The sequence below is a fragment of the Agromyces sp. LHK192 genome (genome assembly GCF_004006235.1).
Classification (GTDB): Bacteria; Actinomycetota; Actinomycetes; order Actinomycetales; family Microbacteriaceae; genus Agromyces.
This window is the reverse complement of record NZ_CP034753.1, coordinates 3,851,147-3,872,971: the sequence shown is the minus strand read 5'-3', so window position 1 is coordinate 3,872,971 and position 21,825 is coordinate 3,851,147. Positions and strand designations below refer to the sequence as shown.

25 protein-coding genes are annotated in these 21,825 nt (G+C 71.2%); 8 read left to right on the top strand and 17 right to left on the bottom strand.

Features of this window, described 5'->3' with window-relative positions:
* Window positions 1-44: 44 nt before the first annotated feature.
* The 3 genes from ELQ40_RS17625 to ELQ40_RS17615 are packed head-to-tail and all read right to left on the bottom strand — an operon-like array spanning window position 45 to window position 3,201.
* Window positions 45-1,118, bottom strand: coding sequence for a low specificity L-threonine aldolase (locus tag ELQ40_RS17625; RefSeq protein WP_127794863.1), 1,074 nt, complete (start codon window positions 1,116-1,118; stop codon window positions 45-47).
* Between the two features lie 38 nt (window positions 1,119-1,156).
* Window positions 1,157-2,320, bottom strand: a complete 1,164-nt coding sequence (locus tag ELQ40_RS17620) for an ABC transporter permease (RefSeq protein WP_127794862.1) — start codon at window positions 2,318-2,320, stop codon at window positions 1,157-1,159.
* Entirely contained in the window at window positions 2,317-3,201 is an 885-nt protein-coding gene (locus ELQ40_RS17615) for an ABC transporter ATP-binding protein (protein WP_127794861.1), read from the bottom strand. The genes ELQ40_RS17620 and ELQ40_RS17615 overlap by 4 nt, the downstream gene beginning before the upstream one ends.
* Before the next feature lie 114 nt (window positions 3,202-3,315).
* Here ELQ40_RS17615 and ELQ40_RS17610 point away from each other — a divergent pair, with 114 nt between their 5' ends.
* Window positions 3,316-3,678 carry a cupin domain-containing protein gene (locus tag ELQ40_RS17610; RefSeq protein ID WP_127794860.1) on the top strand — a complete coding sequence of 121 codons (363 nt, stop codon included), beginning with the start codon at window positions 3,316-3,318 and terminating at the stop codon, window positions 3,676-3,678.
* A gap of 146 nt (window positions 3,679-3,824) precedes the next feature.
* Window positions 3,825-5,237, top strand: coding sequence for an MFS transporter (locus tag ELQ40_RS17605; protein ID WP_127795387.1), 1,413 nt, complete (start codon window positions 3,825-3,827; stop codon window positions 5,235-5,237).
* A gap of 46 nt (window positions 5,238-5,283) precedes the next feature.
* On the opposite strand, the gene ELQ40_RS17600 is transcribed toward ELQ40_RS17605, so the two are convergent.
* The 7 genes from ELQ40_RS17600 to ELQ40_RS18995 form a co-directional block, all read right to left on the bottom strand.
* Window positions 5,284-5,538, bottom strand: coding sequence for a DUF2510 domain-containing protein (locus ELQ40_RS17600; protein ID WP_127794859.1), 255 nt, complete (start codon window positions 5,536-5,538; stop codon window positions 5,284-5,286).
* 56 nt (window positions 5,539-5,594) lie between these two features.
* Window positions 5,595-6,344: a response regulator transcription factor gene (locus tag ELQ40_RS17595; RefSeq protein WP_240665851.1), complete on the bottom strand. Its 750-nt coding sequence runs from the start codon at window positions 6,342-6,344 to the stop codon at window positions 5,595-5,597.
* On the bottom strand, window positions 6,341-7,675 hold the full coding sequence (locus ELQ40_RS17590; RefSeq protein WP_240665850.1) for a sensor histidine kinase: 1,335 nt from the start codon (window positions 7,673-7,675) through the stop codon (window positions 6,341-6,343). Before ELQ40_RS17590 ends, ELQ40_RS17595 begins: the two co-directional genes overlap by 4 nt.
* A gap of 69 nt (window positions 7,676-7,744) precedes the next feature.
* Complete coding sequence (locus ELQ40_RS17585) at window positions 7,745-8,311, bottom strand: dihydrofolate reductase family protein (protein ID WP_127794857.1); 567 nt, start codon at window positions 8,309-8,311, stop codon at window positions 7,745-7,747.
* Window positions 8,311-8,766 carry an SRPBCC domain-containing protein gene (locus ELQ40_RS17580; protein ID WP_127794856.1) on the bottom strand — a complete coding sequence of 152 codons (456 nt, stop codon included), beginning with the start codon at window positions 8,764-8,766 and terminating at the stop codon, window positions 8,311-8,313. The genes ELQ40_RS17585 and ELQ40_RS17580 overlap by 1 nt, the downstream gene beginning before the upstream one ends.
* Window positions 8,763-9,101 (bottom strand): helix-turn-helix transcriptional regulator, encoded by a 339-nt coding sequence (locus ELQ40_RS17575; protein WP_127794855.1) that lies wholly within the window; start codon window positions 9,099-9,101, stop codon window positions 8,763-8,765. The genes ELQ40_RS17580 and ELQ40_RS17575 overlap by 4 nt, the downstream gene beginning before the upstream one ends.
* An 84-nt stretch (window positions 9,102-9,185) precedes the next feature.
* Window positions 9,186-9,695: a TetR/AcrR family transcriptional regulator gene (locus tag ELQ40_RS18995; RefSeq protein ID WP_205649378.1), complete on the bottom strand. Its 510-nt coding sequence runs from the start codon at window positions 9,693-9,695 to the stop codon at window positions 9,186-9,188.
* A gap of 57 nt (window positions 9,696-9,752) precedes the next feature.
* Here ELQ40_RS18995 and ELQ40_RS17565 point away from each other — a divergent pair, with 57 nt between their 5' ends.
* The 3 genes from ELQ40_RS17565 (at window position 9,753) to ELQ40_RS17555 (ending at window position 12,147) form a co-directional block, all read left to right on the top strand.
* Complete coding sequence (locus tag ELQ40_RS17565; protein WP_127794854.1) at window positions 9,753-10,103, top strand: VOC family protein; 351 nt, start codon at window positions 9,753-9,755, stop codon at window positions 10,101-10,103.
* A 95-nt stretch (window positions 10,104-10,198) separates the two neighbouring features.
* Complete coding sequence (locus ELQ40_RS17560) at window positions 10,199-10,732, top strand: emopamil-binding family protein (RefSeq protein WP_127794853.1); 534 nt, start codon at window positions 10,199-10,201, stop codon at window positions 10,730-10,732.
* A gap of 11 nt (window positions 10,733-10,743) precedes the next feature.
* Window positions 10,744-12,147: an FAD-binding oxidoreductase gene (locus ELQ40_RS17555; RefSeq protein WP_127794852.1), complete on the top strand. Its 1,404-nt coding sequence runs from the start codon at window positions 10,744-10,746 to the stop codon at window positions 12,145-12,147.
* A gap of 7 nt (window positions 12,148-12,154) precedes the next feature.
* Here ELQ40_RS17555 and ELQ40_RS17550 read toward each other — a convergent pair whose 3' ends face one another.
* From ELQ40_RS17550 to ELQ40_RS17530, 5 genes are all read right to left on the bottom strand, one after another.
* Window positions 12,155-13,087 (bottom strand): arginase family protein, encoded by a 933-nt coding sequence (locus tag ELQ40_RS17550; protein ID WP_127794851.1) that lies wholly within the window; start codon window positions 13,085-13,087, stop codon window positions 12,155-12,157.
* 48 nt (window positions 13,088-13,135) lie between these two features.
* On the bottom strand, window positions 13,136-13,957 hold the full coding sequence (locus ELQ40_RS17545; protein WP_127794850.1) for an alpha/beta fold hydrolase: 822 nt from the start codon (window positions 13,955-13,957) through the stop codon (window positions 13,136-13,138).
* A gap of 19 nt (window positions 13,958-13,976) precedes the next feature.
* Entirely contained in the window at window positions 13,977-14,633 is a 657-nt protein-coding gene (locus ELQ40_RS17540; protein WP_240665849.1) for a hypothetical protein, read from the bottom strand.
* A 110-nt stretch (window positions 14,634-14,743) separates the two neighbouring features.
* Window positions 14,744-15,589 carry a PIG-L deacetylase family protein gene (locus ELQ40_RS17535; RefSeq protein ID WP_127794849.1) on the bottom strand — a complete coding sequence of 282 codons (846 nt, stop codon included), beginning with the start codon at window positions 15,587-15,589 and terminating at the stop codon, window positions 14,744-14,746.
* 122 nt (window positions 15,590-15,711) lie between these two features.
* Window positions 15,712-16,098, bottom strand: a complete 387-nt coding sequence (locus tag ELQ40_RS17530; RefSeq protein ID WP_127794848.1) for a phage holin family protein — start codon at window positions 16,096-16,098, stop codon at window positions 15,712-15,714.
* Window positions 16,099-16,175: 77 nt separating this feature from the next.
* Here ELQ40_RS17530 and ELQ40_RS17525 point away from each other — a divergent pair, with 77 nt between their 5' ends.
* The 3 genes from ELQ40_RS17525 to ELQ40_RS18870 all read left to right on the top strand — a co-directional run bounded on the left by ELQ40_RS17525 (window position 16,176) and on the right by ELQ40_RS18870 (window position 19,339).
* Window positions 16,176-17,495 carry an MFS transporter gene (locus ELQ40_RS17525; protein ID WP_240665848.1) on the top strand — a complete coding sequence of 440 codons (1,320 nt, stop codon included), beginning with the start codon at window positions 16,176-16,178 and terminating at the stop codon, window positions 17,493-17,495.
* Window positions 17,496-17,571: 76 nt separating this feature from the next.
* Window positions 17,572-18,591 carry a hypothetical protein gene (locus ELQ40_RS17520; protein WP_127794847.1) on the top strand — a complete coding sequence of 340 codons (1,020 nt, stop codon included), beginning with the start codon at window positions 17,572-17,574 and terminating at the stop codon, window positions 18,589-18,591.
* Between the two features lie 160 nt (window positions 18,592-18,751).
* Window positions 18,752-19,339, top strand: coding sequence for a hypothetical protein (locus ELQ40_RS18870; RefSeq protein ID WP_164863692.1), 588 nt, complete (start codon window positions 18,752-18,754; stop codon window positions 19,337-19,339).
* 6 nt (window positions 19,340-19,345) lie between these two features.
* On the opposite strand, the gene ELQ40_RS17505 is transcribed toward ELQ40_RS18870, so the two are convergent.
* Window positions 19,346-20,044 carry an SDR family NAD(P)-dependent oxidoreductase gene (locus tag ELQ40_RS17505; RefSeq protein ID WP_127794845.1) on the bottom strand — a complete coding sequence of 233 codons (699 nt, stop codon included), beginning with the start codon at window positions 20,042-20,044 and terminating at the stop codon, window positions 19,346-19,348.
* Window positions 20,037-21,575 (bottom strand): DUF6421 family protein, encoded by a 1,539-nt coding sequence (locus ELQ40_RS17500; RefSeq protein WP_127794844.1) that lies wholly within the window; start codon window positions 21,573-21,575, stop codon window positions 20,037-20,039. The genes ELQ40_RS17505 and ELQ40_RS17500 overlap by 8 nt, the downstream gene beginning before the upstream one ends.
* Between the last annotated feature and the right edge of the window lie 250 nt (window positions 21,576-21,825).

Below are 21,825 nucleotides of genomic sequence, written 5' to 3'. Positions count from 1 at the left end.
GAGGTTTCATTCCCGGGGTCGCGCGAGGAATAGCCCCGGCGGGATCAGCCGCGTCCGAGCTCCTCGCCGATCGCCGCGACGAAGGCGTCGATGTCGGCCTCGGTGGTGTCGAACGAGCACATCCAGCGGACCTCGCCGCGCGAGGCATCCCAGTCGTAGAACTTGAACCCGCGGTCGCGGAGCCGGTCGGCGACGCCGGTCGGCAGCGTCGCGAACACGCCGTTCGACTGGGTCGCCTGCGTGAAGCCGAGTCCGGGCAGGCTGCCGGCCGCGACGCCCGCGTCGAGCGCGTCGCGCAGGCGGCTCGCCATCGCGTTCGCGTGCGACGCGCTGCGCAGCCACAGGTCGCCCTCGAGCAGGGTGATCAGCTGGGCCGACACGAAGCGCATCTTCGAGGCGAGCTGCATGTTCAGCTTGCGCAGGTACTTCAACCCGTCGGATGCCTCGGGCTCGAGGACGACGATCGCCTCGGCGCCCATCGCGCCGTTCTTGGTGCCGCCGAAGCTCAGCACGTCGACGCCGGCATCCCGGGTGAACGCCCGAAGCGGCAGGCCGAGCGACGCGGCCGCGTTCGCGAGGCGCGCACCGTCGAGGTGCAGGCGCATGCCGTGCGAGTGCGCGTGGTCGGCGATCGCGCGGACCTCGTCGGCCGTGTACGCGGTGCCGAGCTCGGTGGTCTGCGTGATCGACACGACGAGCGGCTGGGCGCGGTGCTCGTCGCCCCAGCCCCAAGCCTCGCGGTCGATGAGCTCGGGCGTGAGCTTGCCGTCGGGCGTCGGCACGGTGAGCAGCTTCATGCCGCCGACCCGCTCAGGCGCACCGCCCTCGTCGGAGTTGATGTGCGCCGTCGACGCCGAGATCACCGCGCCCCAGCGCGGCAGCATCGATTGCAGGCCGGTGACGTTCGCGCCGGTTCCGTTGAACACGGGGAAGACGTCGACGCCCTCGCCGAAGTGCTGCGCGAACACGTCGTGCAGGCGGGCCGTGTAGTCGTCGTCGCCGTACGCGATCTGGTGGCCGCCGTTGGCGGCGGCGATCGCCTCGAGGATCTCGGGGTGGATGCCGGAGTAGTTGTCGCTGGCGAAGCCGCGGAAGGTGGTGTCGTGGAGCGGGGTCACCGCACCATCCTTCCATCCCGTTCCTGAGTGCCGGTCGCTCACTTCCCGCGCAGCGCCTCCAGGAACGGCACCCGGGCCCCGGTCCGCAGCAGCGAGTTGCGGTAGATGCGGTCGCCGATGACGAGCGCGAGTGCCGTCGTCGCGATGAGGATCGCGAGCGACAGGAGCGGCTCCCACCACTGCGCCTGCTCGAGGAAGATGCGCATCGGCATGCCGACCGGCGCCGAGAACGGCACGTAGCTCATGACGGCCAGTACGGTCGGGTTGTCGTTGAAGAAGATGATCAGGAAGTACGGGATCATCACGAGCACCGTGACGGGCATCGTCACCGAGCCGATGTCCTCCGCCCGGGAGACCAGCGCCGCGGTCGCCGCGAACAGCGACGAGAGCAGCACGAATCCGAACGCGAAGAACACGACGAACCAGATGACGGATGCCCCGAGCCCGCCGAGCAGGATCTGCTGCCCCGTCAGCGCGAGCCCGAGCAGGGCGACGGCCGCGATCGCCACGACCTGGCCGATCGCGAGGACGGAGTTGCCGAGCACCTTGCCGGTGAGCAGTTCGCGTCCGCTGACCGTGGCGAGGAGGATCTCGACGATGCGGGTCTGCTTCTCCTCGACCACCGACGCGGCGATGGTCTGCCCGAAGGTGAGCGCTGCGAAGAAGAACACGATGCCGAAGCCGAGCGCCACGAGATAGGCCATGAACGGGTCGACGGGCGCCGGGTCGAGGACGGCGACCGACGGGTGGATGGCGAGCGCGTTCGCGACGCCGCCGGCGGGCTGGTCGAGGCCGATGACGGTGAGGTCGAGCGTCGCGGAGGCATCCGCTCCCGAGCTCGTCTCGATACCGGCGTCGGTGACGACGTCGGTCGGTGCGACGACCGCCTCGACCTCGCCGTCGCGAAGGAGCTGCTCGGCGGCGTCGAGGTCGTCGGCCGGCACCGCCTCGAGACCGGGTGCGGACGCCACTGCGTCGGATGCCGCGCCGACGGCGGCGACCTTCGTCGCACCGTCCTGTCCGCCGAACGCCGAGCTCAGGATGACCGTGACGAGCACGGCGGCCATGAGCACGATCGTGGAGATGACGAATGCCTTGCTGCGCAGCTTGGTCGAGATCTCGCGGCCGGCGACGAGGCCGACGGTCTGCGCGAACCCCGGTTCGCGGCGATCCGCGCGCTCCGGCGTGGTCTGCGTGCTCATCGCACGACCTCCTTGAAGATCTGGGCGAGCGTGGTCTGCTCGCGGGTGAAGCTCACGACGTCGCCGCGCGACACCGCCTCGGCGAGCACGGCGCGGCGGGCGGCATCCGACTCCGCCTCGAACAGCGCCCACCCGCCGTCGAAGCCCGCGACGGTGATGCCGGGGACCTCGCGGATCCAGCCGGCGTCGCCGGCCGTGAGCAGCTCCCACCGCTGCGAACCGTGCTCCTCGCGGAGGCCCTCGCGGGTGCCCGCGGCGCGGATGCGTCCGTCCGCGATGATGACGAGGTCGTCGCACAGCCGCTCGACGACGTCGAGCTGGTGCGACGAGAACAGCACGGGTGCACCGGATGCCGCGGCGTCGGCGAGCACCGCCTGCACGGTCTCGACGGCCATCGGGTCGAGGCCGGAGAACGGTTCGTCGAGGATCAGGACCTCCGGCTGGTGCACGAGTGCGGCGGCGATCTGCGCGCGCTGCTGGTTGCCGAGCGACAGCGACTCGACGGTGTCGCCGAGGCGCTCGCCGAGGCCGAGGCGCTCGAGCAGGTCGGTCGCATTGCGCTTCGCCGCCGCCGGCGACCAGCCGTGCAGGCGCGCGAGGTAGACGGTCTGCTCGAGCACCTTCATCTTCGGATACAGCCCGCGCTCTTCGGGCATGTAGCCGAACCTGCGGCGGTCGGCCGCGGAGATCGGCCTGCCGTCGATCGAGACGGTGCCGGCGTCGCCGGCGAGGACGCCCAGGACGATCCGCATCGTGGTGGTCTTGCCGGCGCCGTTGCCGCCGACGAAGCCGGTGAGGCGACCGTCGCCGACGGTGAACGACACGTCGTCGAGCGCGACGCGGTCGCCGTAGCGCTTGGTGATCCCGTTGAGTTCGAGCATGGTCTCACCGTACGGATGCCTCGGCGCCGGGGCATCCGTCGCGTGGCGGGTTTCGGTCGGTTCCGGAAGTCGGTCGGACTTTCGGCGCTCCGCCGTGCGGGGGAGGATGGGACGATGGCGGACACGCGGAACATCTGGGATGCCCTCGACTCGTTCTCGGAGCACTGGTCGCCCCGGCGGCTTGCGAGCATCAACGACTACGACGTCAAGGTCTTCAAGGCGCAGGGCGAGTTCACCTGGCACAGCCACCCCGACACCGATGAGCTCTTCCTGGTGCTGGCCGGCGAACTCGTCATCCAGTTGCGCGACGGCGACGTCGTGCTCGGCCCGGGCGACGTGCACGTCGTCCCGAGGGGCGTCGAGCACTGCCCTCGCGCCGACGACGAGGTGCACGCGCTGCTGATCGAGCCGCGCGGCACCGTGAACACGGGCGACACCCCGAGCGAGCGCACCGCGGAGGTGCGCGAACTGGGGTGAGCGGGCCGGTCCGCGGCTCGCGGCCGGGATTCGACGGAGGGTGACCGGATCCCGGGGTTACGGATGTCGGAGGGGCTGGTTAGCCTACGCGGGTGACTGACGCACACCCCCAGACGACCCCGGCGGTCGTGCCGCCGGCGAACGGCATGCGCACGTTCCTGCAGGTGCTCGTCAACACCGCGCTCGCGAACGTGACGACGAGCTTCCTCTGGTTCGCCCTGACGTTCTGGGTGTACCTCGAGACCCGGTCGGTGCTCGCGACCGGCATCATCGGCGGCGCCTACATGCTGCTCATCGCGTTCTTCGCGATGCTGTTCGGCTCGATCGTCGACCGGCATCGCAAGCTGCAGGTGATGATCTTCTCGAGCCTCGTGACGCTCGCGTCGTTCGTGATCGCGGGCGTGCTCTACCTGCTTCAGCCCGAGTCGGCGCTCGTCGACCTCGGCGGGCCCTGGTTCTGGGCGTTCTCGGGCATCATCCTGTTCGGCTCGGTCGTCGAGCACATGCGCAACATCGCGCTGTCGACGACGGTCACGCTCCTCGTCCCCGAAGAACGGCACGCCAACGCGAACGGCATGGTCGGCACCGTGCAGGGCATCGCTTTCATCGTGACGAGCGTGTTCTCGGGGCTCGCGATCGGCCTGCTCGGCATGGGCTGGACCCTCGTCATCGCGATCGCGCTGACGCTCGTGGCGCTCGTGCACCTGCTGTTCCTGAAGGTGCCCGAGGAGCAGCCGGTGCCCGCCGAGGGCGAGCGCGCCGCGACGATCGACTTCCGCGGCAGCGTGCGCGCCGTGCGCAACGCACCCGGTCTGTTCGCACTCATCATCTTCTCGACCTTCAACAACCTCATCGGCGGCGTGTACATGGCGCTGATGGACCCGTACGGCCTCGAGTTGTTCTCGGTCGAGGCCTGGGGCGTCGTGCTCGGCGTCACCGCGACCGGGTTCATCATCGGCGGCCTCGCGATCGCGAAGTTCGGCCTCGGGAAGAACCCGATCCGCACGATGCTGATCGTCGTGATCGCGATGGGCGTGCTCGGTGCGCTCTTCACGATCCGCGAGTGGTGGTGGCTGTACGCGCTCGGCATCTGGGCCTACATGTGCCTCATCCCCGCGGTGGAGGCGTCCGAGCAGACCGTGATCCAGAAGGTCGTGCCGTTCCGCAAGCAGGGCCGGGTGTTCGGGTTCGCCGCGGCGGTCGAATCGGCGGCGGCACCGGTCACCGCGTTCCTGATCGCGCCGATCGCCGAGTTCTGGCTCATCCCCTACATGGAGACCGGCTCCGGCCGCGCGACGTGGGGCTGGCTCCTCGGAGACGGCGAGGCCCGCGGCATCGCGCTCGTGTTCCTGATCGCGGGCCTCGCGATGGTCGTGCTCGCACTCCTGGCATTCACGACCAAGTCGTACCGGGTGCTGTCGAAGCAGTACCTCACGGCGCCGGACGACGCGGGGGAAGCGGCAGACGGCGACGGTGACGGGGCGCCCGACACGGCGAGGACGGGCGACGGTGTCGATCTCTCAGACGCCCGGGCAGGCCGCGCCGGCCGGGGGGACTGAGCGAGGCCACTCCGCCCCCTGGTACGTGACGATCTCGGGATCGCGGTCAGTCGCGAGCGGACGGAAGCCGACCGATCAGTTGTCCGACGATGCGATCGAGCATCGCCCTCGCCCAGGTGAGGGGGCGTTCGGTGATCCAGTACGGATGCCACCACTCTGCGTCGAAGTACTCTTCCGGCGGCTTCACCTCATCCGTCCACGTAGCGCCGTCCCACCACCGAAGCAGCGAGTTCGACTCGGGATCCGGATACCAGTCGGCGGGCGCATCCGGGTCGGCGAGCGGCGGCGGGTGGTCGAGCATGCGACGAGTATGGCAGTGCAGGCCCCATTCGCCCGCGGCTTCGCCGCTGACCCCGCTCAGGCGCCCGGCTGCACCACGCCGTGCTCGTACGCGTAGACGACGGCGTGCACGCGGTCGCGCAGGCCGAGCTTCTGCAGCACCTTCGACACGTGCGTCTTCACGGTCGCCTCGCCCACCCAGAGCTTCGCCGCGATCTCGGCGTTCGAGATGCCCTGCGCGAGCAGCTCCAGCACCTCCCGCTCGCGCTCGGTGAGGGTTGCAAGCGCGCCGGCTTCCTCGGGCGCCGTGCCTGTTCCGGGCGAGGCCGACCGGTCGGGCGGGAACTCCTGACGAGCGCGGAAACGCCCGGCGGACGAGCTGGCCGCCGCGATGACCGCGCGCGTGACGTCGGGCGACAGCAGGGCATCGCCGCGGGCGACCACCTGCACGGCGTCGATCAGCTGCTCGGGGCTCGAGTTCTTGAGGAGGAACCCGCTCGCCCCCGCCTCGAGCGCCTGGAACAGGTAGTCCTCGCGGTTGAACGTCGTGAGCACGAGGATGCCCGGTCGCGTCGCGACGGGACCGTCCGCGTCGATCGAGTCGGCGCGATCGGCGACGATCCGTCGCGTGGCCTCGAGGCCGTCCATGCCGGGCATCTGCACGTCCATGCAGACCACGTCGGGGTCGAGTTCGGCGACGGCCGCGACGGCGGCTGCGCCGTCGGATGCCTCCCCCACGACCTCGATGCCAGGTTCCGAGTCGAGGATCGTGCGGAAGCCCCCGCGCACCAGGGCTTGGTCGTCGACGACGAGCACGCGGATCGTCACACCTGCTCCGATCCCGTTCGCCGCAGCGGCAGCGTCGCCCGCACGAGGAAGCCCCCGCGGTGACGCGGACCGGCCTCGAACGTCCCGCCGGAGGCGGCGACGCGCTCGCGCATGCCGACGAGTCCGAGACCGCCGGGCGCGGAGGCATCCGTCGCTCGGGCACCGGTGGGTACCCGTCCCGCCGCGCCGATGCCGGTGTCGGCGATCTCGATCTCGAGCGCGGCATCCGACCAGCGCAGCCGGACGTCGGCGGCGGCAGACGCGCCGGCGTGCTTGCGGACGTTCGTGAGCGACTCCTGCACGAGGCGGTACGCGGTGACCGCGACGAGGCCGCTCGTCTCCCGGGGCTCGCCGACCACCGTGATGTCCGCCGGGAGTCCTCCGGCGCGGGCGTCCTCGATGAGCGCGGGCAGGTCGGCGATGGACTTGACCGCGGGCTCGGGCCCCGCGCCGCTCGCGTCGGCCGATCCTTCGCGGAGCGTGCCGAGCAGTCCGTGCAGCTCTGCAACCGCCTCGCGGGCACTCTGCTCGATCGCGGCGAGGGATTCGGCAGCCTGCTCCGGATCACGGCCGAGCACGCGCCGTGCCGCACCGGCCTGCACGCCGATCACCGAGACGTGGTGCGCGACCACGTCGTGCAGCTCGCGCGCGATGCGGAGCCGTTCGATCGCGACCGCCTGCGCCCGCGTGCGCTCGCGTTCGGCGGCGAGTTCAGCCGTGCGCTGCTCGAGGGCCGTCCTGGAGCGAGCCGACCGGTAGGCGGTGTCGCCGAAGAACCAGGCACCGCCGAAGTACAGCAGGTTCGTGATGATGTTGATGAGCGCGAACGCGACGTAGGGCGAGACGACACCGCCCTCGCGGTCGAGGCCGGGGAGGCGCTCGGGAATGCCCGCCGAGACGATGAGGTCCCAGAACAGCCAGGCGAGCATGACCACGACGATCACGCCCCGGACGACCTGTGCCGCACGACGGTGGCGGCTCCACGCCCCGACGCTGTAGATCGCGATGAACAGGCCGATGTTGTTGAACAGCAGGTCGCCGGCCTGCGTCACGGCGCCGACCATGAACGCGACGGTGAGCACGCCGGCGACGATCTCGGGCGCGATGCGGCGGGCGGCCAGCGGCAGGGTCATCGCGGCCGCCCAGATGAGGCTGCCCCACAGCGGCGGTGTCTGCTCCCAGATGCCCGCGGCGCGGTAGAGCAGGCTGCTCGCGATCGTGCACGCGAGCAGGACGACCGCGAGGACGATGTCGTGGTGCAGGCCCCGGCGGTCGGGTCGGGGCCGGATCCACTCGACGCCGTCGAGCACGGGAGGGGCGGTGCTGGTCACCCGTTCACGCTAGCCGCGACCGCCGGGCGGGGCATCCGCCGCGCGACGGAGCCCCGCCGCCCCGCGCCGTCACCGCAGGCGGTAGTGCAGCGTGACGTGACCGCTCGGATGCGTGACGGCGTGGTCGAGCTCGAGGCGGCGCTCGCCGAGGTCGGGCGGCGTGAACGACCGCCCGGCGCCGATGAGCACGGGCACGATGCGCAGCCGCAGTTCGTCGACCGCGCCGGCGCGGAGCAGGTCGTCGGCGAGGGTCAGGCTGCCCCACACGATCACGCCTCCCGGGGTGGCATCCGCGATCGCGCGGGCGGCCGCGACGCCGTCGCCGCGATGCATCTCGATGCTGCCGGCGTCGCCCCACGGGGCATCCGCCAGCGTGCTCGTGACCACGTGCTTGGCCAGGCGTGCGATCGGCTCCGCGACCGCGTCGTCGGCCGGGTCGGCCGTCGGCCAGTACGCGGCGAACATCTCATAGGTGACCCGGCCGAGGAGCATGGCATCGACGTCCTCGAGCATGTGGAGTTGATCGACATCGGTGGCTTCGAGGCCCTCGACCGCCTCGAAGAAGGCGATACCCCCTTCGGCGTCGCTCGCGTAGCCGTCGACCGTCACGACCTGCTCGACGATGAGGCGGCCCATCAGGCGACCCTCGTCCCCAGATGCCCCTCGAGCATGTCGAACGCCGACGACCAGCCGTCGTGCACGTCGTCGTCGCCCGGCTGCGCGTCGACGCCGAGCACGTGGAACAGCATCTCGGTGCGCTCGCCGTCGAGGTCGCGCAGCGTGACGGTGATCACGGGGGCGTCGGACTCGCCGGGCGATCCCCAGGTGAAGACCAGGCGTTCGGGCGGGCTGACCTCGCGGTACTCGCCGGCGGTCGGGTATTCGCGGCCCTCGGGGTCGACCATGGTGTAGTCGTAGCGCCCGCCCTCGCGGGCGTCGACGTCGACGCTGCCCGGCTTGATCGTGATGCCCGCCGGATGCCACCACTCGGCCGCGTCGGCCGACGTCGTCCAGGCCGCCCAGACGAGGTCGCGGGGCGCGTCGAAGATGCGCGTGATGGTGAACTGGGCGGTCGCGTTGCGCTCGCTCATGCGGATTCCCCCTTCATTCGGCGGAGGTGCTCGTCGAGCAGGTCGAACCGCTCGTTCCACTCGCCGCGGTGACGGTCGACCCATTCGGATGCCCCGTCGAGCGGTTCGGTGCGGATCGTGCAGGTGCGCCACTGCGCGTTGGCGGTGCGGGTGATGAGGCCTGCGCGTTCGAGCACCCCGAGGTGCTGCGAGATCGCGGGTCGGCTCATCGCGAACGGCTCGGCCAGGTCGCCCACGGTCGCAGGCCCGGCGGCCAGGCGCGAGAGCATCGCGCGCCGGGTCGGGTCGGCGAGGGCGTGGAAGACGAGGCTGAGTTCGTCGTCCGCAGGTGCCATGTAAGCAACTCCTTATGTAATGGATTGCTTAACCATAGGCGCGGGTCGACCGTGCGTCAACCCTCGCGAGACGGATGCCCCCGCTCACGCGGTTGCGAGGCGGAGCAGCGCGAGGCGCATCGCCCCTCGATCGTCGCCGTCGGCGACGCGGGCGACCGCGGTGCGCCAGGCTGCGGCGATGAGCGCGCCGAGCTCGCTCGAGTCGGGGTTGCACAGGCGGCCGAACGCGAAGGCCAACGCGTCGCCGGATGCGGCATCGGTCGGCGCTTCGGCCAGGATGCGCGCGAACCCCGAGTCCACCGCGAAGTCGAATCCGACCGCCAGGGCGGCACCGAGGCGATCGCCGGAACGGTCGACGGCGGCCGCCGCGCCCTCGACCCGATCGAGCAGGCGACGTTCGACGTCGGCTCGCACGAAGTCGTAGAGCCCGAGCTTGCTGTCGAAGTGGTGGTACAGCGCGCCGGTCGTCACCTCGGCCTCGCGGGCGAGGTCGGCGACGGTGACCTCGTCGAACGGGCGCGAGCCGAATGCTCGCACCGCGGCGAGCGCGAGCCGGCCCTTCGGCGACGTCGAAATCGGAATCCACTCGCGCATGCACCCATAATGCCGTTATGCTGAGAAGAATCACGTTACGACACGATTGGATGCGTCATGAAACTGGAGTTCCTGTTCGCGCCCACGTCCGACCTCGAGGCGACGCTCGCGCTCTACCGCGACGGCTTCGGGGCTGAGGAGGTCTGGCGCGAGGGCGACACCACCGCCGCGCTGACGCTGCCGGGCAGCGACGTGCAGCTGATGATCGACTCGAACGACGCGGACGCCCCGCCCGGACCGGTGTTCGTCGTCGACAGCGTCGAGCGGTTCCACGAGACTCGGCCGACTGCGCTCGAGGTGCTCGCCGAGCCGATGGAGATCCCGGGCGGCTTCCAGGCGCTGTACCGCGACCCGCACGGGCTCGCCGTATACGTCATGGACCAATCGACCGACGCCGCGACGGGCTAGCGGCACGAGCCGCTCCGCGGTCGGGCGACGAACGGCCGGCTCAGGCGCGGCCGGGCCGCCGCCACGGTCGGCGCTCGGGCGATACGCTCGGGCCCATGTCCGCAACCGCCGCGCCCGTCGTCGTCGAGGCATCCGTGCCGAACCTCCGCCTGCGGGAGCGGCCGTTCGACTGGTTCTTCATCGTCGTCTTCTCGCTCTTCACGATCACGAGCCTGATCAGCGACCTGCTGCCGTCGCTCGGCGTGGACTTCTCGGAGCCGTCACCGAACTTCTTCGTCAATTCGAACTGGTGGTACGCGCACGACACCGATCCGCTGTTCATGGACCCGCCGGTCTGGATGCGCATCGTGACGAGCCTCTCGGCGTTCGTGTACATGCCGTTCTACGTGCTGCTCGTGATCTCGCTCGTGCGCGGGTGGAACTGGATCCAGCTGCCCAGCGTCATCTACGCGACCATGATCTCGACGATCACGGGCATCATCGTGTTCGGCGTGGAGTTCTTCGGCGAGCCCGAGTGGGTGACGCCCAACCCGGTGAAGTTCCTGGCGTTCAACCTGCCCTACGTGCTGTTCCCGATCGTCCTGCTCGTGCGCATGCGCAAGCCCCTGCCCTTCACCCGCCGCTTCTGAGGGAGCCCGACATGACGACGGATGCCACGCCCCCGGCCGCGACCACTGCCGCCAGGTCGGCGCTCGCCGGAATGCTGCCGCCCGACCGGCTCGCGGTCGATGCGGCGACCCTCGCCGACTACGCGCACGATGACGCGGAATGGGCCGACTTCTCGGAACCGGTCGCCGTGGTCTTCGCCGAGACGGTCGACGACGTCGTCGCCGTCGTGCGGTTCGCGGCGGATTCCGGCCTCGCGGTCGTTCCGCGCGGAGCCGGAACCGGCCTGTCGGGCGGCGCGAACGCGTCGGCCGGATCGATCGTGCTGTCGCTCGAGCGGATGACCCGCATCGTCGAGGTGAACCGCGCCGAGCGCTACGCGGTCGTCGAGGCCGGCGTCATCAACGACGACCTGCGCCGCGCGGTCGCGGCCGACGGCCTCTGGTATCCGCCGGATCCCGCCAGCTATCGCATCTCCACGATCGGCGGCAACGCCGCAACCAACGCGGGCGGCATCTGCTGCGTCAAGTACGGCGTCACCCGCGACTACGTGCTGGGGCTGCGCGTCGTGCTCGCCGACGGGTCGGTCGTCGACCTTGGACGCCGCACCGCGAAGGGCGCCACCGGCTACGACCTGACCGCGCTCTTGGTCGGCTCCGAAGGCACGCTCGGCGTCATCGTCGAGGTCACGCTCAAGCTGATCCCGCTCGCCGGGCGGGAGGAGCGGGCCGTGGTCGGATCGTTCGGGTCGCTCGAGGACGCCGGTCGCGCCGTCGCCGCGGTCGCGGACGCGGGCATCGTGCCCTCGGCGCTCGAGCTCATCGACCGCACCTGCATCGAGGCCGTCGATGCCTGGCAGCACCTCGGCCTGCCGCACGGCGCCGACACGATGCTGCTGGCGAAGGTCGACGAGCCCGGCGCGACGGGTGTCGAGCATGCCGACGCGATCTCGTCGCTCATGCATGAGGCCGGCGCGCTCGGCGTCGAACTCGGCGCGTCGCCCGAGGAGGTCGACCGCCTGTTCCTCGCGCGTCGGCTGGCGTATCCGTCTCTGGAGCGGCTCGGACCGGTGCTCACCGAGGACGTCTGCGTGCCCCGCACCGCGGTGCCGGAGATGCTCGCACGGATTCAGCGCGCCGCCGCCGACCACGACGTCGTCATCGCGAACATCGCCCACGCGGGCGACGGCAACCTGCACCCGCTGATCATCGCACCCGAAGGCGACGATGCGGCGAAGGCCCGGGCGAAGCTCGCGTTCGACCGCATCGTCGACGACTGCCGCGAGCTCGGCGGCACGGTCACCGGCGAGCACGGCGTCGGACTGCTGAAGCTTCCGGGGGCTCGGGCCGAGCTCGGCGATCGCGTGCTCGACCTGCATCGCGCGATCAAGGACGCGCTCGATCCCGGGCACGTGCTCAATCCCGGCAAGGGGTTCTGACCCGACGTCAGCGCGCCCGGGTTCCGAGCCGTGCGAACCCACGATGCACCACGTCGACGACCGTGCGCGCGTGCTCGCCGGACGGGTCGAGGTCGGGGTCGAAGATCGCGAGGTCGGCGCCGACGGCGCCGGGGGCGAGCGCATCGAGCAGCGCTGCAAGGTCCACCGGGTCGATCCCGACCGGGTCGGGACTGTCGACCGCCGGCATCCAGGCCGGGTCGAGCACGTCGATGTCGACATGGATCCAATAGCCGTCGAGCCCTTCCACGTCGACGATCTCGAGGATGCGCCGGGCCGCGGCATCCGGTCCGTGGGCGAGGATCTCCGCCGCCGGAACGACCGCGCCCAGGCGCTGTTCGAGTTCGTCGATATCCTCTTCATCTTCGCGGCACCCCACCTGCACGGCATCGCCGCCGCGCACGAGCGGACGGCGCCCCTCGAGGTCGCTGACGCTGTCGACATGCAGGCCGACCGCGGCCGCGAGGGCCTCGCCGCCGAGCGTGTCGGCTCGATCGCTGTTGCCCGGATGCCGGAAGTCGCCGTGACCGTCGACGTACACGAGTCCGAAGCGTCCGCGCCGACGGAGCGCGAGCAGTGGCGCGAGCACCAGGCTGCAGTCGCCTCCGACGACCAGCGGTGCGCGACCGCCACCGAGCGAGAGGTCGACGGCGTCGGCGAGGCGCCGGGTGAAGTCGTCGATCGCCGCCTCGTTGCGCAGGGTGGCGCCGGGTGCCGGATCAGCGCGATATCGGCCCGCGGGCACCAGGCCGGCATCGACGACGGCTCCGGCTCCTCCGGTCGAGCCCGCGGCATCCGACAGGGACTCGATCAGCCCGGCCGCGCGCAGCGCCTCCGGCGCCTTCGCCGTGCCGGGCACGCTGCCCGGCTCCGGCGGGCGGAGGCCGAGGTTGGTCGGAGCCGCGATGACATCGATGGGCATGCCGTCAGCCTGCCCTCGACCGCCGACACGGCGAGCCGCGCCGCGTGCTCAGGCGGCGGGTGCGCGCCCGAGCCACTCGAGCAGCGCGCGGTTGAACGCCTTCGGCTGCTCGATGTTCGCCGCGTGACCGTCTCGCTCGATGACCGCCGATGTCGCGAGCCGGTTGAGCGCGGCGGATGCCTCCGCGTGCGAGGCCGGCCAGAATTCGCTCTCCGCACCCGCGACGAAGAGCGCAGGCACGTCGGCGGCCGCGATCGCATCTCGCCAGTCGCGCTTCGCATGGTCGTTCAGCAGCTCGAGCTCAGCGGCGGTGAAGCCGCGCTCGCCGCCTCCGGGCCGCATGGCGCGGAGGATCCGCGCGATCCGCACGATCCCCTTCGACCGCAGCGGGAACCGGCCCGGGTCCGGGATCGAAGTGGCGAAGTACGAGTCCGCGTTCGACGCGTCGAACCCGTAGAACCCGTGCGCCCACCCGGCGTCGTTCAGCATCTTCGGGGTCTGGTCGACGATGACCACGTCCCGCACGCGCGCCGACCCCGACTCGGCGAGCATCGCCCAGATCGAGTTGCCGCCCATCGACCCGCCGACCAGCGTCGCGTCCTCGAGCGCCAGATGGTCGAGCAGGTCGCGGATGTCGCGGCCGTGCCGGTCCATGTCGTGCGAACCGTCGGGCCCGACGTCGGATGCCCCGTGGCCGCGGCGGTCCAGGGCGATCACGCGATACCCGGCCTTCGCGAGCGCCTTGGTCTGGTACATCCACGTCGTCGCGGCGGCCTTGAACCCGGCGATCAGCACGACGGCCCGGCCCGCCGGGTCGCCGTGCTCGTCGAAGTGCAGGCGGGTGCCGTCGGACGCGGTGAAGTCGGTCATCCCGGAAGCGTAGCCGCGCTCAGATACGGATCGGGAACGTCGCCAGCACGATGAGGCCGACGACCGCCGCCGCCAGCGCGAGGCCGAGGAGCGTCCACTTCACCCAGCGGGCGAGGTCGCGCTGCGACATCGCGGCGAGGAACAGCACGAGGGCGAACAACACGGTCAGGATCGAGTAGTTGTCGCCGCGCTGGTTGTTGTCGAGCGCGTCCTGGAAGCGCTGGTCGGCGCGAGCGTTGAGGTCGGCCGCCTCCTCGGTGCCGGGCGGCACGTACTCCTCCATGACGAACGGGCCCTGCTCGTCACGGCCGTCGGCGTTCCACGCGTCGAATGCGACCTGGAACTCCGGTGAGAACCTCGCCTCGATGTACTCCTGCAGAGCGAGGTCGCCGTCCGCGCCGGCGAGCACCCACTGGATCCAGACGGCCTGGTCGTTCGACCGGGCATCCCGCGCCTCGCTCGACGCCTCGGTCGCCTGCACGCGGGCGCTCGACGCCTGGCTGAAGGCGATCGACATCTCGCCGCCCCACTTCGACGACTGGAAGCCGCACCACGCGGTCATCACGGCGATCGCCGAGAGCAGGAACACCGCGAGCGCGTCGAAGACCATCGGGCGCCGTCGTGACGACGCAGTCGTCACCGGGCCGTCGGCCCCCGTGGACTCGGTGTCGGACACGGGTCGATTCTGTCGCGCGAGGCCGTGGCCGGCGCGGCAACACGCCCGGATCGCCGTCGGAGGCCGGCGTGCCGTTGCCGTCGCCGCGGCCCGCGATGGGCATCCGCGCGTCAGCGGATCGGATCGGCCTCGAGGTCGCGCACGTGGTAGAACTCCTGATCCCAGAGCAGGTAGATGAGCCAGGTCGGCAGCAGGTACGACTCCTGCATGAAGTTCGCCTGCGACGCGTGGATCGTCCACCCCTCGTGCTTCTTCTGCACCTCGGCGCTCATCGCGAGCTCGGGCTCGGGTTGGTTCGCGACGACGCGGGCGCCGGTCTCGCCGCCGAACAACGTCAACGCGGTCGACGGGCTGATCGTGTACACGAGGTGCTTCGGGCCGGTGTAGCCGCCGTCGGATGCCGCGAGCTCGGCGATCGCACGTTCGGTGACCTCGCCCATCAGCATGTGGTCCTTGTGGCCGGTCGCGCCGGAGGCCGGCCAGAAGCCGACGACCACGTCGGGCTTCACCTTGCGCATCTCGGCGACGACCTGCTCGACGAGCTCGTCCTCGTCGACCTCGGACAGGCCGCCGTCGGGGTAGTCCCACACGACGTGGCGGTCGACGCCGAGGTTCCAGCTGTTCTTGAGGGCCTCGGCCTTGCGGATGTCGGCGAGGTCGGACTGCCGGCCGACGGGCGGCGACTGCTCGCCGGCTTCGCCGGGCGTCGCCGTGATCATCGCGGTGTAGGCGCCGTCGTCGCGCTTCGCCCGCCAGAACAGGCCGTTGACGGTCTGCTCGTCGTCGGGGTGTGCGAACACGCCGAGCACGCGGGTGCCGCCGAGTTCGCCGACGACGGAGTCGACGGAGCGAGCGGTGGGCTCGTAGAAGAGGTGGCGCCCGGCCCAGTACACGCCGCCCGCGAGGGCGACGAGGACGGCGGCGACGACGATGAGCGCGACGGTGCGCTTGCGCATGGGTGATGCTCCGGGTTCGGGTGGTGCGCGGCCTCGGGGGTGACCGCGCAGAGCATGCTAACCCGCTGGGCGGGAACGGCCGAATCCCAGGAGACGCGCCGGCGCCGGTGCGCCGCGCCCGATCAGCGCGCGGGCGAGCCCTCGGCCTTCGGCATGAGGAATTTCCGCGCGAGCCAGCTGAGCAGGGCGGTGATCACCCACACCACGACCGCCGCGAGGATCCACGCGCCGATGCCGTCGAAGCTCAGCCCGTCGGAGAGCAGCGTCGCGAGCCACAGCGCGAGGAACGTCGACAGGAGCCCTGCGATGCCGGCGACGGTCGGCGCCGACTTCTGGAACAGCCGGTCGACGAGCCACTCGAGGGCGGCCTGGATCAGGGCGTACAGGATCACCGCGAAGAGGAATCCGGCGAGGTGGATGTGGAACCCGGGGATGAGGAGCGACGCGATGAACAGCGCGAGCGCCGCGGCGCCGAGGAAGACCGCGACTCTGATCAGGAAGCGCACCATGCCCGGAGGCTACCGTTCGCGGACGCATCCGTTGCCGCGGCGTGCCGCCGGGAGCAAACTGTGCGCGGGGGTGCGGCATGACCACGGATGTCCCGGTGAACCGCGAGGCCCGCCGTGTGCAGGCGGTGTACTTCACGCTGCTCACGGGCAACACGCTCGCGGCATCCCTCATCTGGGGCGTGAACACGCTGTTCCTCCTCGACGCCGGCCTGTCGAACCTCGAGGCGTTCGCGGCGAACGCGTTCTTCTCGGTGGGGATGCTGCTGTTCGAGGTGCCGACCGGCGTGGTGGCCGACACGCTCGGGCGGCGGGCGTCGTACCTGCTCGGCACCGTGACGCTCGCGGTGACGACCGCCCTGTACTACTGGCTGTGGGTGATCGAGGGACCGTTCTGGGCGTGGGCGGTCGTCTCGGTGCTGCTCGGCCTCGGCTTCACGTTCTTCTCGGGCGCCGTCGAGGCGTGGCTGGTCGACGCGCTCGCCGCGACCGGCTACCGCGGCGACCTCGAGGGGGTGTTCGGGCGTGGCCTCGCGGTGTCGGGCGCCGCGATGTTCCTCGGCTCGCTCGCGGGCGGGGCGATCGCACAGCTCACCGACCTCGGGGTGCCGTTCCTGCTGCGCGCCGGCATCCTCATCATCATGTTCGGCGTCGCCGCACTGGTCATGCGCGACATCGGGTTCACGCCCGAGGGGCGGGCGCATCCGATCGCCGCGACGAAGCAGGTACTGCGGGCGTCGCTGACGCACGGACTCGGCAATCGGCCGGTGCGCTACGTGATGTTCGCCTCGTTCTTCACGGGCGGGGTCGGGTTCTACGTCTTCTACGCGTTGCAGCCCTACCTGGTCGAACTGTGGGGCGACGCCGACGCGTACTCGATCGCCGGTCTCGCTGCGGCGATCCTCTCGGGGTCGCAGGTGATCGGCGGGTGGATGGCGCCGTGGGTGCGCGCGCGATTCCGTCGGCGCACGACGACGATCATCCTGAGCCTCGTGGTCAGCACGGCCGTGCTCATCGCCCTCGGCCTGAACCGCAGCTTCTGGGTCGCGCTCGTGCTGCTGGTCGTCTGGGGACTCGTCGACGCCGCAGCGGGGCCGGTGCAGCAGGCGTACCTGAACGACATGATCCCCTCCCGGCAACGTGCGACGGTGCTGTCGTTCAACTCGCTCATCGGTTCCGGCGGCGGCGCCGTGATCCAACCGGTGCTGGGGCGATCGGCCGACGTGTGGGGCTACCCGGGTTCGCTCGCGCTGAGCGGCGCGATCCAGGCCCTCGCGGTGCCGTTCCTCTGGCTCAGCAGGAGGCAGCAACCGCCGGCGGATGTCTCCGCGGGTGGCGCGCTCGCGGGCGAACCGGCGGTGGAGGCGGAGGCCGCCGGCGACGGCGAACCGACCCCCTGATCGGAGCCGCTAGCGGATCTGTGAATCTGCGTATACCCCCCTTGCGGGGGACAAGGGGCTCGCCTATCGTTACCGGATGTCCGGGTCCCATCGCCGACAGCGACCCCTCCGCCGGTCGGCCACCTCCCAGTGGTGGCCCCGGGCAGCGGGCGAGCGTGCCGCCGTCATCGGCGGCGCGCTCGCCGTCGCCACGGCGTGCTTCGTCGGCATCTGGGCTGGAGCATCGGCTGGAGTGGGTGAGGGGATGTCCGGTGGGCCGCCCGGCAACTCCGACGCGGTCTCCGGCTCCGGGAAGGCGTCGCCCGAACTCCGCGCCGGCGGCGGAGAGGACGCCGGAGGCATCGACACCTCGCCGTTGCCGACGGATCCGTCCGCTCCATCGACTCCGCGGGCCGATGCGCCGCCGCCGACCGGGCCCGCCCCCGAGACGCGGCAACCCGCACCCCGCGACCAGGTGCCGGCGCCCCAGACCCCGGCACCGCGCGACCCCGCCGACCCGATGTCGCCCGAGTACAACCCGTACCTCGTCGAGGGCGACCCCGCCTACGTGACCGAGGACACGCGGCGCCAGTGGCTCGGGCAGCAGGAGGTCGTGCGGCAGTGCATGCGCGACGCGGGGTTCGAATACCTCGACTGGCAGTGGTGGGAAGAGGGCAATCCCATGCCGGCCGGGCTGTCGACGGGCGCCCAGGAGGCTTGGTTCGCCGCGTTCCGCGGTGAAGCTGGGTGCGAGGCCGTCGGCGCCCGCGTCGCACAGGAGGCGTCCGACGCCGGCACGCCGCTCAGCGAACCGCTGCCCGAGGCCGACCCCGCTGCGCCGACGCCGCGCGAACGCTGGTTGGCATTCCAGGACGCGGTCCGTTCGTGCATGGCCGACGCCGGCCTCGAGTACCGCTACTGGGAGTACTGGAACCCGGCATACCCGTCGACCGACGGCACGCCCGCGATGCCCGAGGGGCTCGGTGACGCCGAGCGTTCGAACTGGAACCTGACCGCGTTCGGCTCCGCCGAGGACCCGGGCGCGGCCGTGCCGACCGACGGCGGCGGATGCTGGGCCACCGGCGCGACGGCGGTGGATTTCCGGCCGTTCGCCTGAGCGGCGCAGACGAGCTGCACGATGCACCGCACCGCCGACTGAGCGGACGACAGGCCGAGCCGCGATCGATCTCAGGGCTTGCCCTGTTGCCGCGGAGCCGATGCGTGCCAGCATGGGGCGGTGCGCGGAGCACCGGGGCTCGCGAGACGAGGAGACGACGATGCGACGGTCGAGGGGTCTGGTCGGCGGTGCGCTGACCATCGCGGTGCTCGCGGGACTCGCGGGATGCGCGGCCCAGGGCGCTGGAACCGACGACCCCGTGCGCATCTCGTCGACCGGCGAGCGCACAGCCGCCGCCGAGTCGTCGCCGTCGGTCTCCGCGACGCCTGCGCCCAGCGCGGCATCGGCGGTCGAGGTGCCGGCCGCGCGTCACGCGGCCGCCGCTCCCGCGGTCGAGGGGATCGCACCGGAGCCCGCACCCGAACCCGCGCCCGAGCCGCTCCCCGACCCTGCGACTTCCGCCGACCCCGCGGTCGATCCCGGCCTCGACCCGGAACGCCAGGCCTGGCTCGTGCACCAGCAGATCGTCCGAGACTGCATGGCGGCTGCCGGCCACGAGTACCTGTACTGGGAGTGGTGGGACAACGAGGGCGGCGCGTTCGCTCCGATGCCGATCGACCTGTCGGTCGAGGAGCAGGCGGCGTGGGAGTTCGCACTGCACGGCGATTCCGGCCTCGGCGCCGACTACCGCTGGCAGGACGCCGGCTGCTGGGGCTATGCGGCGGAGGTCACGGGTTCGACGAACTGACCGGGGTCACACCCGCGGCTGCAGGGTGCTCACCGAGCCGTTCAGCTCGGCCGCAGGGGCATCCCACATCGCGACCACCTCGTCGGCCAGCGACTCCTCCAGCCCGTCGAGCGAGCGCACGCGGAACGTGACCGCCGCGGCGGATGGGGTATCCGCTCGTCCGAACTCGTCGGCCACCGACCGCATCCACGACTCGCTCGCGGACTTCACGGCCGTGTAGTTGGCGCCGCCGGCGGTCGGTCGGTCGACGCTCGTCGACGACACGATCGAGATCCTGCCCGCGGGCGACGCCAGCAGGTCCTCGACGAAGGTGCGGCTCAGGTGCCGCAGGGACGCGAACGAGCGTTCGAGGAACCGGTAGTCCTCGTCGGACTGGCCGAGGATGCCGCCGCCCCCGCGCCACCCGCCGACGAGATGCACGACCCCGTCGACGTCGCCGACTCCAGCGTGCACGCGCATCGCGAGCTCGAGCACCTCGTCACCGTCGGACAGATCGGCGACCTCGCCGATCACGCCCGGCACCTCCCGCTCGAGCGCCTCTATGCGGCCGGGATCGCTGCCGACCACGATCACGCGTGCGCCCGCTGCGACGAGCGCCTCGGCGACGGCGTACCCGGCGGCGCTGGTCGCACCCGCCACGAGCACGGTGCGCCCGGCGACGGCGTGCGCAGTCGCCTCCGCCGCCGGGCGCGGAGCGTCAGGCATCCGTCGCCGCGTCCGTCGAACCCGTGATGCCGACCGTCGACTCGATGACCGGCCTCATCTTCTTGTCGAGCGCCTCGTAGAACATCGAGAGCGGGAACTCGTCGTCCATCACCAGGTCGGTGTAGCCCTTCGGCGGCCCGGCGAGCACGTCGCGCGGCAGGCCCTCGGCCCACACCGACGCGGGGTTCGGGGTGACGACGTCGGACACGAGCTCGTAGGCGGCGAGCCAGTGCGCGGTCTTCGGCCGGTCGATCGACTTCCAGTACAGCTCGTCGATCGCGTCTCCGAGCTCGACGACCGCGTCGGGCACGGCCGCCCAGTCGAACGTGAGCTTCACGTCGGTCCACTCGAGGACGTGCTTCCGGTGCAGCCAGGCGAACAGCAACTGGCCGCCGAGCCCGTCGTAGTTGCGCACGCGCGAACCGGTGATCGCGAACCGGAAGATGCGGTCGAAGATCACGGCGTACTGCACGAGCTTCGCGTGGTCGAGCGTCTGCCGCTCGGCCGCTGACAACGGCTCGGCCGTGGCGTCCGGGCCGGAGGCATCCGCGTCGCGCTGTTCGAGCGCCCGCTGGATCTTGACCGACTCGCGGAACGCGGTGAGGTCGCAGCGCAGCTCCTCCAACGAGTAGAGGAAGAACGGCATGCGCTGCTTGATCATGAACGGGTCGAACGGCAGGTCGCCGCGCATGTGCGTGCGGTCGTGGATCAGGTCCCACATGACGAACGTGCGCTCGGCGAGCTGCTGGTCGTCGAGCAGGCGCGCCGCGTCGTCGGGCAGGTCGAGCTTCGTGATGTCGGATGCCGCGCGCACGACCCGACGGTAGCGCGCCGCCTCGCGGTCCTGGAAGATCGCTCCCCAGGTGAACGCCGGGATCTCGCGCATCGCGACCGTCTCGGGGAACAGCACCGCCGAGTTCGTGTCGTACCCGGGCGTGAAGTCGACGAGCCGCAGGCTCACGAAGAGCCGGTTCGAGTAGTCGCCGGCCTCGAGCGCGGCGATGAACTCGGGCCAGATCGTCTCGACCACGAGTGCCTCGACGTGCCGGTCGGGCGAGCCGTTCTGCGTCACCATCGGGAACACGACCAGGTGCCGGATGCCGTCGAGCCGGTGCTGCTGCGGCTGGAACTCGACGAGCGAGTCGAGGAAGTCGGGAACCCCGAAGCCCTCGTCGCGCCAACGGCGGAAGTCCGCGACGGATGCGGCGAGGTAGGCGCGCTCGTGCGGGAATCGCGGCGCGAGTGCGTCGATCGACGCCGTGATCGCCTCGACGAGGTCGGATGCCTCGGCGTGCGCGTCGGCGTCGGCGACCGAGCCGTCCTTCACCTGGAGCTGCTGCAGGCGGACGACCGCGTGCTTGAGCGCGAGCCAGGCCGGGTCGTGCTCGACGCCCGCCGCGAGGGCGACATCGGCGGCCGTGACGGTTTCGGTGGTGACGGTGCCGGTGGTGACGGTGCCGTCCTCGAGGACCTCGGGTTCGCCGACGATGGTGGCCGTGGTGGTCTGGGAGACCGTCGCGGACTGTGACATGCGGAACCTCCGTTCCCTCTGACGGGTGGATCGCGCCGCTCGACGCGTTGGGTTGGATGTGCGGGAATCGCCGCACATCTCAAGGCTAGGAGCCGATCGACTGCGATTGGTTGAGATCCGGCGCGGGAATCTTGCGCATCCGGCCGATTCGACGCCGAGCTGCGCCCGTACCGCGCACGCATCCGCCGCCGGCTGCGTACGTCCGGTACCGATGCCCATAGCCAATGCATAGGCCGAGGGCATAGCGTTG

Bases quoted from the DNA above. Each gene is read 5' to 3' on its own strand.
- ELQ40_RS17505 (WP_127794845.1), bottom strand. From the start codon at position 20,044: ATGCCTGACGCTCCGCGCCCGGCGGCGGAGGCGACTGCGCACGCCGTC.
- ELQ40_RS17520 (WP_127794847.1), top strand. From the start codon at position 17,572: ATGTCCGGGTCCCATCGCCGACAGCGACCCCTCCGCCGGTCGGCCACC.
- ELQ40_RS18870 (WP_164863692.1), top strand. From the start codon at position 18,752: ATGCGACGGTCGAGGGGTCTGGTCGGCGGTGCGCTGACCATCGCGGTG.
- ELQ40_RS17605 (WP_127795387.1), top strand. From the start codon at position 3,825: ATGCGCACGTTCCTGCAGGTGCTCGTCAACACCGCGCTCGCGAACGTG.
- ELQ40_RS17565 (WP_127794854.1), top strand. From the start codon at position 9,753: ATGAAACTGGAGTTCCTGTTCGCGCCCACGTCCGACCTCGAGGCGACG.
- ELQ40_RS17555 (WP_127794852.1), top strand. From the start codon at position 10,744: ATGACGACGGATGCCACGCCCCCGGCCGCGACCACTGCCGCCAGGTCG.
- ELQ40_RS17560 (WP_127794853.1), top strand. From the start codon at position 10,199: ATGTCCGCAACCGCCGCGCCCGTCGTCGTCGAGGCATCCGTGCCGAAC.
- ELQ40_RS17550 (WP_127794851.1), bottom strand. From the start codon at position 13,087: ATGCCCATCGATGTCATCGCGGCTCCGACCAACCTCGGCCTCCGCCCG.
- ELQ40_RS17545 (WP_127794850.1), bottom strand. From the start codon at position 13,957: ATGACCGACTTCACCGCGTCCGACGGCACCCGCCTGCACTTCGACGAG.
- ELQ40_RS17615 (WP_127794861.1), bottom strand. From the start codon at position 3,201: ATGCTCGAACTCAACGGGATCACCAAGCGCTACGGCGACCGCGTCGCG.
- ELQ40_RS18995 (WP_205649378.1), bottom strand. From the start codon at position 9,695: ATGCGCGAGTGGATTCCGATTTCGACGTCGCCGAAGGGCCGGCTCGCG.
- ELQ40_RS17535 (WP_127794849.1), bottom strand. From the start codon at position 15,589: ATGCGCAAGCGCACCGTCGCGCTCATCGTCGTCGCCGCCGTCCTCGTC.
- ELQ40_RS17600 (WP_127794859.1), bottom strand. From the start codon at position 5,538: ATGCTCGACCACCCGCCGCCGCTCGCCGACCCGGATGCGCCCGCCGAC.
- ELQ40_RS17580 (WP_127794856.1), bottom strand. From the start codon at position 8,766: ATGAGCGAGCGCAACGCGACCGCCCAGTTCACCATCACGCGCATCTTC.
- ELQ40_RS17610 (WP_127794860.1), top strand. From the start codon at position 3,316: ATGGCGGACACGCGGAACATCTGGGATGCCCTCGACTCGTTCTCGGAG.
- ELQ40_RS17575 (WP_127794855.1), bottom strand. From the start codon at position 9,101: ATGGCACCTGCGGACGACGAACTCAGCCTCGTCTTCCACGCCCTCGCC.
- ELQ40_RS17525 (WP_240665848.1), top strand. From the start codon at position 16,176: ATGACCACGGATGTCCCGGTGAACCGCGAGGCCCGCCGTGTGCAGGCG.
- ELQ40_RS17530 (WP_127794848.1), bottom strand. From the start codon at position 16,098: ATGGTGCGCTTCCTGATCAGAGTCGCGGTCTTCCTCGGCGCCGCGGCG.
- ELQ40_RS17620 (WP_127794862.1), bottom strand. From the start codon at position 2,320: ATGAGCACGCAGACCACGCCGGAGCGCGCGGATCGCCGCGAACCGGGG.
- ELQ40_RS17585 (WP_127794857.1), bottom strand. From the start codon at position 8,311: ATGGGCCGCCTCATCGTCGAGCAGGTCGTGACGGTCGACGGCTACGCG.
- ELQ40_RS17500 (WP_127794844.1), bottom strand. From the start codon at position 21,575: ATGTCACAGTCCGCGACGGTCTCCCAGACCACCACGGCCACCATCGTC.